The sequence below is a fragment of the Enterobacter cloacae complex sp. IR5458 genome (genome assembly GCF_049238025.1).
Lineage (GTDB): Bacteria > Pseudomonadota > Gammaproteobacteria > Enterobacterales > Enterobacteriaceae > Enterobacter > Enterobacter kobei.
Window position 1 is genome coordinate 66638 of record NZ_JBMKIF010000004.1, and the last position, 13554, is coordinate 80191.

Consider the following 13554-nt stretch of genomic DNA (forward strand, 5'->3'; position numbering starts at 1 on the left):
GTGCCGTGGTTCCTGCTGCTGTTGATAAGCCTGTTTAGTGCGCCATCCCTCGCCGTGGCGATCCCCGGCGTGACCACCGGAACGACCGCGTCCCAGCAAAGTACGCCGCCCCCGGAACCGGATGTTGAACAAAAAAAAGCGGCTTACGGCGCACTTGCCGACGTACTTGAAAACGATGCCTCCCGAAAAGAGTTAATCGATCAGCTGCGTAAAGCCGCCGCCACGCCGCCAAAGGAGACCGTTCCTACCCTCACCCCGCCGCAGGTAGAGGAACAAAAAACCGTGCTGGAAAACGTCACCGACGTGAGCCGACGCTTTGGTGAAGCGCTCTCCACACGCTTTGCCCAGCTCTTTCGCAACCTGATGGGATCACCGCATAAGGCATTTAACCCGCAAACCTTTAGCGCCGCCGCCACCCAGTTTTTGATGCTGGCGGGCGCGGTATTTCTTTTTTACTGGCTGATACGCCTCTGTGCCTGGCCGCTTTACCGCAAGATGGGCTACTGGGGCCGAAAAAAGAACCAGCATAAAAACAGCTGGCTGCACCTCCCCGCCATGATCGCCGGAGCCTTTATTATTGATTTACTGCTGCTGGCGTTGACGCTGTTTGTGGGTCAGGTGCTGGCGGACCGTCTCAATACGGGCAACAAAACCATTGCCTTCCAGCAGGCGCTCTTTCTGAACGCGTTTGCGCTCATCGAATTTTTTAAAGCGGTACTGCGCGTCATCTTTTGCCCGCGCGTGCCTGAACTCCGCCCGTTTAATATCAGTGATGACAGCGCGAAATACTGGGCCGTGCGGCTCAGCGTGCTCAGCGGCCTGATTGGCTACGGCCTGCTGGTCGCGGTGCCGATCATCTCCAACCAGGTCAACGTGCAGTTTGGCGCGCTGGCGAACGTGTTGATCATGCTCTGTATTACCGTCTGGTCGCTGTACCTCATCTTCCACAATAAAAAGGCGATCACGGAGAGTCTGCTGCATCTGGCCGATCGTTCTTTGTCGTTCTTCAGCCTCTTCATTCGCGCCTTCGCGCTGGTGTGGTACTGGCTGGCAAGCGCTTATTTCATCGTGCTGTGCTTCTTCTCGCTGTTCGACCCGGGTAATAGCCTGAAATTTATGATGGGGGCGACTTTCAAAAGCCTGGCGATTATCGGCATCGCGGCATTTGTGTCGGGGCTGTTGTCGCGCTGGATTTCGAAAACCATCACCCTGTCCCCGCACGTACAGCGTAATTATCCGGAACTGCAAAAACGCGTGAACGGCTGGATGTCAGTCTCCCTCAAGGTGGCGCGCATTCTGACCGTCTGCGTGGCGATTATGCTGCTGCTGAATGCGTGGAACCTGTTTGATTTCTGGAACTGGCTGCATAACGGCACAGGCGAGAAGACCGTTGATATTTTAATTCGTATCGCACTGATTCTGTTTTTCTCCGCCGTTGGGTGGACGCTGCTGGCGAGCCTTATCGAGAACCGTCTGGTGTCCGATATTCACGGCAGACCGCTCCCCAGCGCCCGTGCACGCACGCTGTTGACCCTGTTCCGCAATGCGCTGGCGGTGATCATCAGTACCATCACCATCATGATTGTGCTGTCGGAAATCGGCGTAAACATCGCTCCGCTGCTGGCAGGTGCCGGTGCGCTGGGACTGGCGATCTCCTTCGGGTCACAAACGCTGGTGAAGGATATTATTACCGGCATTTTTATCCAGTTTGAGAACGGAATGAACACCGGCGATCTGGTAACCATCGGGCCGCTGACCGGCACGGTCGAGCGGATGTCGATTCGTTCGGTGGGCGTGCGTCAGGATACCGGGGCATACCACATTATTCCGTGGTCATCGATCACCACCTTCGCCAACTTTGTGCGCGGCATTGGCTCCGTTGTGGCGAACTACGATGTGGATCGTCATGAGGATGCGGACAAAGCGAAGCAGGCGCTGCGGGATGCCGTTGAAGAGTTAATGCAGATGGAGGATATTCGCGGCCTGGTAATTGGCGAGCCGTCATTTGCCGGGATCGTCGGGCTGACGAATACGGCATTTACGCTTCGCGTGTCGTTCACCACCCAGCCGCTGAAGCAGTGGACGGTGCGCTTTGCGCTCGACAGCATGGTGAAAAAACACTTTGATCTGGCAAACGTGCGGATGCCGGTGCAGACGTATCAGGTGTTGCCTTCACCGGCATCGATGCCACCTCCGCAGGAGCCGACATTGTAGCCGTGTTGCCGGGTGGCGGCTTCGCCTGACCCGGCCTGCGGGACACCTTATTTGCGGCGTTTGTTGTCATCCATAAACGACCAGGCAATAAAGCGGCTCTGCTTCTGGCCCTGCGCCATCTCTTTTTTCACCACTTTCACCGCGCCTGCTTCGGTGAGGGCCCGGTAGAGTGGCGGCAGGTTATCTCCGCGGGAAACCAGCGTGGTGAACCATTTCACCTGGCGACCAAACTGTTTGCTTTCGGCAATCATCCGCAGGATGAAGGCGACTTCACCGCCCTCGCACCACAGCTCCTGCTGCTGTCCACCAAAGTTCAGCACGGCATCTTCGGCCTGCCCCAGGTTGCGGCGTTTGCGCTCGCTGCCTGCACGGGCCGCTGCCGCCGAATCATGGAATGGCGGATTACACATCGTGGCGTCATAGCTTTCGTTTTTGTGAATGATGCCGTTGAAGATTGACGTCGCCTCCTTCTGGCGACGCAAACGAATGGAACGACTCAGGCCAGCGTTAGCGCTGATTATCGCCTGCGCGCTGGCAAACGCCTCGGCACCGATTTCGCTCCCGGTAAAGCGCCAGTGGTACTCATGCACGCCAATCAGGGGGTAAATCAGGTTTGCCCCGGTACCAATATCCAGGACGGAAGCCTGCTGGGGGATCGCGCCGTCACGATCGTCGGCGAGAAGATCGGCAAGGTGATGAACGTAATCAGCACGGCCCGGAACAGGAGGACAGAGAAAGCCTTCCGGGATATCCCAGTGCGCCACACCGTAAAAATGCGCCAGCAGCGCCTTGTTCAGGGTTTTCACCGCCAGCGGATCGGCAAAGTTAACCGACGGTTCACCCGCGGGGGTCTCGACAATATAGTCCTGCAGCGCCGGACAACTCTGGCACAGTGCGTTCATGTCGTAGCGGCTGCGATGGCGATTTCGTGGGTGCAATCCCGGCTTTTGGGAAGTCATGGCATTCTCCTTTAAACAGCGGCGTAAGATACCTTGTGCTGGCTCTACGGTAAATCTTTCTCTGCAACCCTTAAAAAACCGCCATAAATCAAACACCTTTATGTCTATGATCTGTCAGCGGATTGTCAGCTTTTATCGTTCAAAAAATAAGCAGATCATCATCAAATATTTGCGCTAAATCACACTCGTCAGGCTTCTAAACTTAAAGGGAATCACCTGTTGTTTCCTCATGAGGATGTGATTATGAAAAAGTATCTGACCCTTGCTCTTCTCGCCGGTACCCTGGCGAGCGCCTCTTTCTCCGCTATGGCCGTTCAGTCCCTGACCCAAAGCACGGACACCAGCCAGCTGCGCCCGGCCGGTACCGTCTCGGTAAGCCGCGCAAGCAACCTTGACGATCTTCAGGATAAACTGGCTGAAAAAGCTCGCCAGGAAGGCGCTAAAGGCTTCGTGGTGAACTCCGCAGGTGGAGATAACCATATGTACGGCACAGCGACTATCTATAAATAACGTGTTTCCTTTCACCCGACTGCATCTGCCTGCCAGATGCAGTTTGTCTCCCCTCTCACCTTGATTGTGCATTTTTTAACCCCATATTAACGCTATGGCTTAAACCGATATCAGGAGGGCAAGATGGCTTCCGGTTGGGCAAATGATGATGCCGTGAACGAACAGATCAACAGTACGATTGAAGATGCGGTTGCGCGCGCTCGCGGCGAAATTCCGCGCGGCGAAAGTTTAACGGAATGCGAAGAGTGCGGAGAGCCCATTCCTGAGGCGCGGCAAAAAGCCATTCCCGGGGTAAGGTTATGTATAACCTGTCAGCAGGATAAAGATTCAAAAAACGCTTCACATTCGGGACATAATCGCAGAGGATCGAAAGACAGCCAGTTACGCTGACTTTCCTTTACCTAAGTTAACCGCCCGAATGCTTACCTTTACGCTCACGCTTTTTAGCGAACCGCGTAGCAAAATGTGCCATTCATCTTTCTTCTGTAAAGCGTATCAACAAGAAGTGTAAAGCCGTAATTTGAATTTATTAATAATCAATAAGTTATTTGTCATTCAATTTTTTTGATTAACCACGTCAATTCTCTTCGATTTTATCTCTGCAGAAAAAACGTGATACTTATCACATCGACGGAACATCGTCCCCTTAACAGAATAACCTGCGAGAGATTAATTATGAAAACCATCAAATATGCTGTTGCTGCTGTTGCCCTGTCCGCTCTGTCTTTTGGCGCATTCGCTGTAGAGCCTGTTTCATCTACTCAGGCGCAGAGCATGAATAAAATCGGTGTGGTGAGTGCAGAAGGCGCGACCACGCTGGACGGTCTGGAAGCCAAACTGGCTGAGAAAGCGGCTGCTGCCGGTGCAAGCGGATACACCATCACCTCCGCTAACACCAACAACAAGCTGAGCGGTACTGCGGTTATCTACAAATAATCGCCTGAATGAATGCTGTACCCTCACCAAACCCTCTGGTGAGCTGCTCCAACCCTCATTGACCCTGTTGTTTGTTACCCTTGCTTGCCCGTCCGCCACTGGACGGGCTTTTTTTTGCCTAAAATGCCGCCTCAACCCGTTTCATGCCAGCCTCGACCGTGTCAACTTCCCCGGTCGCCAGCAGGCAGCAGGCCATCTGTAACCTGATGGACTGCGGCACCGGCACATTTCCGGCAAGGCACTGTTCAATCCACTTCGCGGTGATGTAGGGATCTTTCGCCTCCGGCAGAATAACGCCGCTGTTCTCTTCCCCACGTTCAAGCGCGATACGCGTCCCAGCCGCGTCGATCAGCATTATTTGCGGGCAGCGCTGCGGATTAGCGTACACCTCGCCTTCCGTCCCATGCATCAGCAACGCGTTGCCGCCAATCTCTTCAAAGAATTTCCCCACGCGCCCCACGTATTCCGGGTGCGAAACGCTGGAAAGGCGCAGCGCGGCATTTTCGGCAAACGGCGTGGCCAGCTTCGCCAGCGTATGCGCGCTGTTACGCACGCCCATTCGCCAGCGCATTGCGAGCTGCTTTTCCAGCGGCGGGCAGAGCGCCTTAACGGGAATATAGACCGGCTGATGGCTATCGAGCTTCGCCTGCGCCTGCCCGGCGTGGAGAGTGGGTTCGATCCCCAGCAGTTCAAAAATCGTTTCTGTCAGCACGCGGGTCGGATCTTCACTCACCCCATGCACCACCACCGGAAAACCCAGCTTATGTAACAGAATAGCCAGCAGCGGCGTCAGGTTGGCCTGCTTGCGCGCGCCGTTATAGCTGGGAATGACGATCGGCATCGGTTTTGCCACCGGTGGCGTCAGACGCAGCGTTTGCGCCTGCATCGCCTCATAAAAGCCGCGCATCTCCGCTTCACCTTCTCCCTTAATGCGCAGGGCGATAAGAATGCCGCCGAGTTCGAGATCGGGAACCTCACCGTTGAGCATACGGGTGTAAAGCGCACGCGCTGTCTCATGATCCAGGTCGCGGGCATGGTTTTTTCCACGCCCTACCTCTTTGATAATTTTACGATAATCCACGGTATCTCTCCTGAAAACGTCACCTTGTTAACACTATATCCCCGATGAAACCTGCCCGGTAGCTTTTTATCCCCACCGCCAGAGCCATCTGTTTTACCGAAGAAAAAAATTATGCAAGCACTGATTCAATTATTTGTGATGCCTATAGAAGATTCTTATCCATCCATTCTTTGATTAAATAACGAACGGAAATCATTGAGGACAACGGGCAAAAACCTTAGGCACGTTTTTACCCACACACCAGGAACTATTATGAACAAGATTGCGTTAGGTCTTTTTATCGCGTCGGTGATTGGCTGCTCGGCATCCGCTTTTGCAGCAACAGACGGTGAAGGACAGATCAACTTTACGGGCGAAATCATCGATTCCGCCTGTCAGGTTGTGAATGGTTTAAGTAACCCGTTGAACGTGACATTAGGCAAAGTCTCCAAGACGGTCTTTACCGGTGCCGGCTCCACCAGCACCGCCACGAAGTTTGATATTGAGTTAAAAAACTGCCCGGAAACCGTTACGGCGGCGGCAATCAACTTCGGTGGAACCCCGGATGCCAATAACAACAGCACCCTGGCGTTAACCCCCGATGCAGATGCCGCAACCGGCGTAGCCATTCAGCTGATCGACTCTTCTGAGCAGCCCGTCAGTTTATATACTCCGTCAAAAGAGTATCCGCTGGCCTCCGGCACCGCAGTAAACGATCTGCAGTTTGCCGCGCGTTATATTCAAACCGGTGCGGCTATTACCGCTGGCCCGGCAAACTCTGTTTCAACATTCACGGTTATTTATAACTGATATTGCTCACCAGGGACTATTTCCTTTTGCAAAAAAGAGATAGTCCCGCCTTATTTTGAGAAAAAACTATGCGTCACGGTTATTTACTCAGCACCCTTTTACTGGTAGCTGCAACGGCAAATGCAGGCGTTATTATTAACGGCACGCGCCTGGTCTACCAGGGAGGCAAAAAGGAATCCTCTATCGGTATTTCAAACCCAGATGCAACGGATTATCTGGTGCAATCCTGGGCGGATTCTGGCGGTAAAGACCTGGCCAAAGCTCCCTTTCTGATTACGCCGCCACTGTTTCGTCTTGATGCGAAGCAGGAAAACGTTCTGCGCGTCGTACGTACCGGCGGAAATTTGCCTGAAGATCGCGAGTCGATGTTCTGGCTGAATATAAAAGCCATCCCCTCCTCAAAAAAGGTGGCGGGTGTCAATACCCTGCAAATTGCGGTTAACACGCGCATTAAGCTGATGTACCGCCCGGCCTCCGTCAAGGGTAAACCGGAAGCGGTAGCGGATCAGCTTGAGTGGCACCGCGAGGGCAATGATTTAGTGGTTAACAACCCGACGCCGTTTTATATGAATTTCCAGTCGGTCACCCTTAACGGTCATAAGGTCGATAAAGCGACCTGGGCCGTACCAAAAACCGAAACCCATTTTGCGTTGCCTGCACATACCGGCGGTTCAACCGTGTCCTGGTCAATTATTACTGATTACGGCAGCATCAGCAAAACGCTCTCTGCATCCGTGCATTAATACCGTACCCAATAACGCACCTTATGATTACCTATTCTTCAACCCCAAGAAGGCAATTGCCTTCCGTTTATCGGATGCTTACGCTGCTGACCCTGCTATGCGGGTTAGCGGCCGTGGGTTTTTCGCAGCAAACGCGGGCGGATGATTATTTTAATCCAGCGTTGTTGGATGTGGATAATCCACAGCAGGGAAAAACCGATCTCTCCATTTATGAAAAAGGCCCGGGACAGGCGCCAGGGAAATATCAGGTCACGATCTTTATCAATAATAATAAAATTGATACCCGCGACGTGACCTTTATATTGCAAAAGCAGGATAATGGAGAAAATTCCCTTCAGCCCTGCTTTACTCTGTCCGATTTAAAAAGCCTGGGTATTAAAACTGACGACTATCCTCAGCTTGCCGTGAAAGGCTCATGCGCGGATTTGCACGCCATACCGGCGGCGACGGCGACATTTCGCGTCAGCAACCAGCAGCTTCTGTTGAGCATTCCGCAGTCCGCGCTCGGTCAGGTTCCCCGTGGCTATATTGACCCAACAGAATTTGATGAGGGGATCACGGCGGGCATCCTCAACTACAGCGCCAGCGCCAGCCAGAGCCACGCCCGTCAGCAGGGCATGCAGGACAACAGCAGCCAGTACGTTAACCTGCGTCCGGGCCTGAACGTCGGCGCGTGGCGCCTGCGCAACTACTCCACCTGGAGTCGCAGCACCAGCGGTCACGAAGAAGAGCAATCCTTTAACTCGGTCTACACCTATGCCCAGCGCGATATCGTGGCGTTAAAAAGCGATCTGACCGTAGGCCAAAGCAGCTCCCCGGCAGACGTATTTGACAGCGTTCCGTATACCGGCGCGCAGCTAAACTCCGACAACGATATGCTGCCGGACAGCGAAAAAGGCTATGCCCCGATCATCCGCGGTACGGCCCACAGTAATGCGCTGGTGGTGGTACGTCAGAACGGCTACGTGATTTATCAAAATACCGTTGCGCCGGGTGCATTTGAAATCAATGACCTGTATCCCACCGGCAGCAGCGGCGATCTCCAGGTCACCGTGAAAGAGACGGACGGCAGCGAACGTCACTTTGTGGTGCCCTACGCCTCCGTTCCGGTCCTCCAGCGCGAAAAGCATCTGAAATACAGCGTCACTGCCGGGCGCTACCGCTCTTATGACAAAGACGTGGAAAAAACGCCCTTCGCTCAGGGAAGTGCCATTTATGGCCTGCCGTACGGATTCACCGCCTACGGTGGCGTACAGCAAAGCAGCCATTATCAGTCACAGGCGCTGGGCACCGGTAAAAACTTTGGCGATCTTGGCGCGTTTTCTGTCGACGTGACGCGCGCCAAAGCGCTGCTCAAAAAACAGCAGGCCAGCAAGGGGCAGTCCTGGCGTCTGCGCTACAGCAAAGATTTCGCGGGTACGGGCACAAACTTCGCTCTGGCTGGCTATCGCTACAACAGTAAAGGGTTTTACACCCTCGAAGACACCATGGAGTCCTACACCCGCGCCGATGACTGGTCAGCACCGCAGCAGCGCCGTGCGCGCACCGAGGCCACCATCGATCAAACCCTCGGCGAAGGTTGGGGATCGTTTACGCTGAGCCTGGTCAAAGAGACCTACTGGAACCAGGGTCAGGACATGACCTCGATGAGCGTCAGCTATAACAACAGCTGGAAGGGAATCACCTACAGCATGAGCTATAGCCTCAACAAAAACACCAACAGCCGTGATGACGAAGGCGATTCGGTCAGTAACGATAACCTGTTCGCGCTGAGCGTGTCGGTACCGCTGGATCGCTGGATGAGCAACACCTGGGCCTCCTACAACATGAATAACAATAAAGATGGCACCACGCACACGCTGGGCCTGAACGGGACGGCGCTGGAGGAGAACAACCTTAACTGGAACGTGCAGGAAGGCTATGACTCATCAGAGAACGGTACCTCTACCAGTCTTAACGCCGATTATAAAGCCACCTACGGGGAAGTGAGCGGCGGTTTCAGCCAGGACAAATACCAGCGGACCACCAACGTCGGTCTGCAGGGGGGCATGATAGCCCACGCTAACGGCCTGACGCTGAGCCAGCCGCTGGGCGAGACCATCGCGCTGGTGAAAGCGCCCGGAGCCAGCGGCACGCACATCGCCAACCAGACGGGCGTGGAAACTGACTTCCGCGGCTATACCGTGGTGCCCTTTGTCACCGCCTATCGCCACAACACGATTTCGCTGGATACCGAAACGCTGCCTGACGAGGCTGACGTGACGCACGCTTCGCAGATCGTCACGCCAACCCGCGGTGCGGTGGTGCGGGCAAGTTTCAATACCCGCGTGGGTCATCGCGTCCTGATGACGCTGACGCACAACGGGAAGCCGCTGCCCTTCGGCGCAACGGTCACCACCGAGGATAAGGACAGCGAATTTATCGTCGGCACTGATGGCCAAACCTATCTTTCCGGAATGCCCGATCGCGGCAAGCTTTCCGTCTCATGGGGACAGGAAGCCAGCGACCACTGCATTGCGGAATACACGCTCACGGATGAAAAAGAGAAAACAGACATTATTAACGCTGCCGCGCAGTGTCAGTAATCAACCGAGCAGGTTCACCTATGCAGCTTGTAAAACAATGCTTTTTCTTACTCATACTGGCAACCGCATCGCTGTTTATGCCGCATGCAAAAGCCACCTGTACGTCGCCGGATATGCCAAAGACCATTAACCTGTCCACGGTTTCCGTCTCCACCACGCTTCCCGTCGGCGCGACCATCCCCGGCACCGAACAGACGGTACACGTCGCGGGCCACTGTGATAATGCTGCAGATAAGGGTCTGGAGATCGTCTCCTGCTACTACGGCTACGGCACGGAAATTCCCGGCCTTTCCGGGGTCTATGAATCCGGCGTGAAGGGGGTTGGCATTGCGCTGATGAACGACAAAGGTCAGCGCATCAGCGGTGCGGGCGGGGTCACCTGCGACTCCCGCGGCACGCCTATTGGCTATGTCTCAACTGACGGCAACCAGACGTTCGATTTTAACGTCACGCTGGAGCTGGTAAAAACGGATACCGCCGTAGAATCCGGTACGCTAAATCAAAGCCAGACCGTTTTTGGCATTGGCGTTTTTGGTCACGAAGGCATCGGTTCACCCAACAATGTTAGCTATGCCGGTAACGTAAACCTTGAAAACGTCACCTGCTCCGTACTGCCAAAAAGCCTGACCGTCAACATGGGCGATTTCCCGGTCAGCGATTTCAACATGGTCGGCACGCTGGCGATGCCCGCGAAGGAGTTCAACATCACGGTGAACTGTAACTCCACCGTTCAGCCTGAATTTAAGGTCACCAGCAGCGACGGCTACGTACCCGGCTATCAGGGGGTGCTTAAGCTCACGCCGGAGGATGGCATGGCAACGGGTGTCGGGATTGAAATGGCGATCGACAACGAGCTGGCAACGTTCGATACCTACACCCCAACTGAAACCCTGGCCTATGCCAACCAGACGATGGATATCCCGGTCAAGCTGAACTATTTGCAGGTGGCAGATGAAGTCACCCCTGGCCCGGCGAACGCCGTCGCCACCATTACTCTGGCCTATAAGTGATGAAAATGAAGAAACGTCTCTTTGTGCTGGCCGCGCTGGCCAGCACGCTCACCTTTCTGGCCCGGGCTGACGATATTCAGCTGCAAATGGTCGGTAACATTTATGCCAACACCTGCCTCGTGGACAGCGCCAGCAAGGATTTAACCGTTGATTTAGGCCAGGCGGCTTCCAGTGAATTCCACGACGTGGGGGATACCGGCGCGTGGAAAACCTTCAGCCTGAAGGTGACACATTGTCCTAAATCCCTCGCCCTGGCGACCGCCTTCTTTTACGGTCAGGCGGATGCTACCCACCCAACCAAGTTTGCCAACACGGGCAGCGCGAAGGGGCTGGCGCTGGAGCTGGCGGACAGCCAGGACCATATCCTCATCGCACCGCAGGCCAGCTTTAACGCGCTGATTGACCAGAACGACCATACCGCCACCTTCCCGCTGGCCGCACGCTATTACGCCACCGCTATGCCTGTTACCGCAGGCACGTTCAGCAGCGTCGTTCAGGTGACCTTCACTTACCAGTAGGACCGCGCCCCTTAGCACGGATGCTTTTTCGACGCCCGGCAGCCTGTTTTGCCGGGCGTTTTTTTATCTCCGGTACCGACGGCTGTTCAATCGGGAAGACCGGTAGCGCGTTGAGCAGCCGCTGGCCATAGTTTTTGGTCAGCAGACGTTTATCGTAAATCACCACTTCGCCCCAGCAGCCGTGGCTTCGAATCAAACGCCCCACCTGCTGAATCAGGTTAAACGATGCCGCAGGCAGGCTCTGCACCTCAAACGGATAGCGGTTAAGGCTTTTCAGCCATTCGCCCTCGGTGATCACCACCGGGCTGTCGATGGGGGGGAAGGCAATTTTATGAATGTGGACCTGCGTCAGGTAGTCGCCTTTCAGGTCAAGACCTTCCGCGAAAGACTGCAATCCCACCAGCACGCTACGCTCGCCATTATCAATGCGTTTACGGTGGGTTTCCACCAGCCTGTAACGCGGCTGGTCACCCTGCACCAGCAGGAGTAAACGCAGATCGGTGACGTGCTCCAGAAAACGCTGCATGGCGCGTCCACTGGCGAATAACACCAGCATGCCAGGGTATTTTTTACTCTCGACCTGTTCGCGGAAATAGGCCGCCATTTCCGCAATGTGCTGTTCTTCGTTGTCGATCAGCGGCTCAAACGTCATGCGCGGAATGACCAGCTTGCCCTGCTCGCAGTGGTTAAACGGCGAGTCCAGCGCCACAAAGCGGTCACCCGCTTTTTCTTTTAGCCCGCTCATCTCCTGCAAACGAGAAAAACTGTTCAGAGAACGCAGCGTGGCAGAGGTTACCACCACGTGCGGCACGCTGCGCCAGATCAGCTTTTCCAGCTGATCGGCCACGCGGATGCCCACGCAGTGGAAGAAGAGATGCACCTGCCCGTCCCGCACGTCGCGGGTGGCCCATTTGGTGACCGGCGCGCCTGATGCCTGCGCCATTGAGGCCAGCCGCCAGAGTTTGCTCTGCGCTTCGAACATGCCCAGCGCGCGGTTCATCTGTAGCAGAATACGGTGCAGACGCACCACGTCATGCGTGCCGGTTTTCTCGCTCAGATCGTTTAAGAACATCTCCGCCAGCCCGCGCAGCTTTTCAAGGTGCTTTGCCAGCTGCTGACAAATTTCCATCACCTCTTCCGGCAGTTCGCCCATCGCAAAGCGATGTTCCGCCTCCTGGGCTGCGGGAAGATAAAGGTTGAGGATGTTATTGAGCGAGGAGATCAGGCCGTAAACCTCTTCACAATGCTCGCTTAGCCGTTCCGGCACCGCCAGCGGCGGCGTGGTTTTCGGGCGGAACTGCTCCATGCAGGTTGCCACCAGCTTGCAGAACAGATCCAGCTGCAGGCGGAACCAGGGCGCGGTGATCTCGGCGCTCATCTCCAGCGCGTCCCGAGCCACGTCGGGCAGATGGTGGCCTTCGTCGAGCACCAGCAGCAGATTTTTGGGCTCCGGTAGCACCGCCTCACTCTCCAGCGCGGCCATCACCAGCGCGTGGTTGGCGACAACCACCTCCGCCTCCTGAATTTCGCGCCGGGCGACAAAGAACGGGCACTCGCGGTAGTAGTGGCAGTTGCGGTTCAGACAGCTTGCTTTGTCGGTGCTGAGCCTGCGCCATAAGTCGTCGCTGATGGCCTGGCTGGTGTGATCCCGAAGGCCGTCCCACTTATAGCCGTCGAGTTCGGCTTTGAGTTTTGCACACTGCTCCTGCTCGGCCTTATTGTTCGGCGTCAGCTCGTCATCAAGAAACGCGAGCAGATCCTGTTGATTCGGCTCGCTGCTGGCGAGCGCCGCCAGGTTACGTGGGCACACGTAGCGCCCGCGCCCAAAGGCGGCGGTAAAGCGCAGGTCGGGGATGATTTTGCGCAGCAGCGGCAAATCTTTGCTGAAAATCTGATCCTGCAGGGCCACGTTGGCGGTGCTGACCACCAGCGTTTTGTCCTCTTCCCGCGCGGTGGCAATACCGGGAATGAGATATGACAGGGTTTTCCCGACGCCGGTCGGCGCTTCAATCGCCAGATGTCGCCCGTCGTCCCCGGCAAGCGTTTTTGCCACGTCAGCAATCATCTGCCGCTGCGGCGCTCGGGGGATAAAGTCGGGGATCTGCTGTTGTAGCGCCTTGTACCATGCGCCAATTTGCGCTTTCAGCGCCGCGGTTAAAGCCATCGAAAAACCTGAAATACTGTATAAACAGCCACTATTGTGGCACTT

Annotated in this window: 12 protein-coding genes; 9 read left to right on the top strand and 3 right to left on the bottom strand. The window is 55.3% G+C overall.

Features of this window, described 5'->3' with window-relative positions; genetic code table 11:
* Positions 1–2214: a mechanosensitive channel protein gene (gene ybiO / locus ACOTYN_RS04375; protein ID WP_063861132.1), complete on the top strand. Its 2214-nt coding sequence runs from the start codon at positions 1–3 to the stop codon at positions 2212–2214.
* Between the two features lie 47 nt (positions 2215–2261).
* Here ybiO and rlmF read toward each other — a convergent pair whose 3' ends face one another.
* Positions 2262–3173: a 23S rRNA (adenine(1618)-N(6))-methyltransferase RlmF gene (rlmF, locus tag ACOTYN_RS04380; protein ID WP_023332468.1), complete on the bottom strand. Its 912-nt coding sequence runs from the start codon at positions 3171–3173 to the stop codon at positions 2262–2264.
* A 243-nt stretch (positions 3174–3416) separates the two neighbouring features.
* Here rlmF and mcbA point away from each other — a divergent pair, with 243 nt between their 5' ends.
* The 3 genes from mcbA (at position 3417) to ybiJ (ending at position 4619) form a co-directional block, all read left to right on the top strand.
* On the top strand, positions 3417–3683 hold the full coding sequence (gene mcbA / locus ACOTYN_RS04385) for a DUF1471 family periplasmic protein McbA (protein WP_014883104.1): 267 nt from the start codon (positions 3417–3419) through the stop codon (positions 3681–3683).
* Positions 3684–3806: 123 nt separating this feature from the next.
* Positions 3807–4073 (top strand): DksA/TraR family C4-type zinc finger protein, encoded by a 267-nt coding sequence (locus ACOTYN_RS04390; protein WP_332956610.1) that lies wholly within the window; start codon positions 3807–3809, stop codon positions 4071–4073.
* 285 nt (positions 4074–4358) lie between these two features.
* Positions 4359–4619, top strand: coding sequence for a DUF1471 family protein YbiJ (gene ybiJ, locus ACOTYN_RS04395; protein ID WP_014883102.1), 261 nt, complete (start codon positions 4359–4361; stop codon positions 4617–4619).
* Between the two features lie 118 nt (positions 4620–4737).
* On the opposite strand, the gene ybiB is transcribed toward ybiJ, so the two are convergent.
* Positions 4738–5700, bottom strand: a complete 963-nt coding sequence (gene ybiB / locus ACOTYN_RS04400; RefSeq protein WP_014883101.1) for a DNA-binding protein YbiB — start codon at positions 5698–5700, stop codon at positions 4738–4740.
* A 252-nt stretch (positions 5701–5952) separates the two neighbouring features.
* Between ybiB and ACOTYN_RS04405 the strand changes: the two genes are divergently transcribed.
* The 5 genes from ACOTYN_RS04405 (at position 5953) to ACOTYN_RS04425 (ending at position 11345) form a co-directional block, all read left to right on the top strand.
* Complete coding sequence (locus ACOTYN_RS04405) at positions 5953–6489, top strand: fimbrial protein (RefSeq protein ID WP_014883100.1); 537 nt, start codon at positions 5953–5955, stop codon at positions 6487–6489.
* A 68-nt stretch (positions 6490–6557) separates the two neighbouring features.
* Positions 6558–7232, top strand: coding sequence for a fimbrial biogenesis chaperone (locus tag ACOTYN_RS04410; protein ID WP_014883099.1), 675 nt, complete (start codon positions 6558–6560; stop codon positions 7230–7232).
* A 74-nt stretch (positions 7233–7306) separates the two neighbouring features.
* A complete protein-coding gene (locus tag ACOTYN_RS04415; protein WP_371886183.1) occupies positions 7307–9817 on the top strand; it encodes a fimbria/pilus outer membrane usher protein in 2511 nt (836 codons plus the stop codon).
* 20 nt (positions 9818–9837) lie between these two features.
* Positions 9838–10827, top strand: coding sequence for a fimbrial protein (locus ACOTYN_RS04420; RefSeq protein WP_332956605.1), 990 nt, complete (start codon positions 9838–9840; stop codon positions 10825–10827).
* 5 nt (positions 10828–10832) lie between these two features.
* A complete protein-coding gene (locus ACOTYN_RS04425; RefSeq protein ID WP_041163089.1) occupies positions 10833–11345 on the top strand; it encodes a fimbrial protein in 513 nt (170 codons plus the stop codon).
* Here ACOTYN_RS04425 and dinG read toward each other — a convergent pair.
* Positions 11332–13509: an ATP-dependent DNA helicase DinG gene (gene dinG, locus ACOTYN_RS04430; protein ID WP_332956602.1), complete on the bottom strand. Its 2178-nt coding sequence runs from the start codon at positions 13507–13509 to the stop codon at positions 11332–11334. The genes ACOTYN_RS04425 and dinG overlap by 14 nt on opposite strands.
* Positions 13510–13554: the final 45 nt, after the last annotated feature.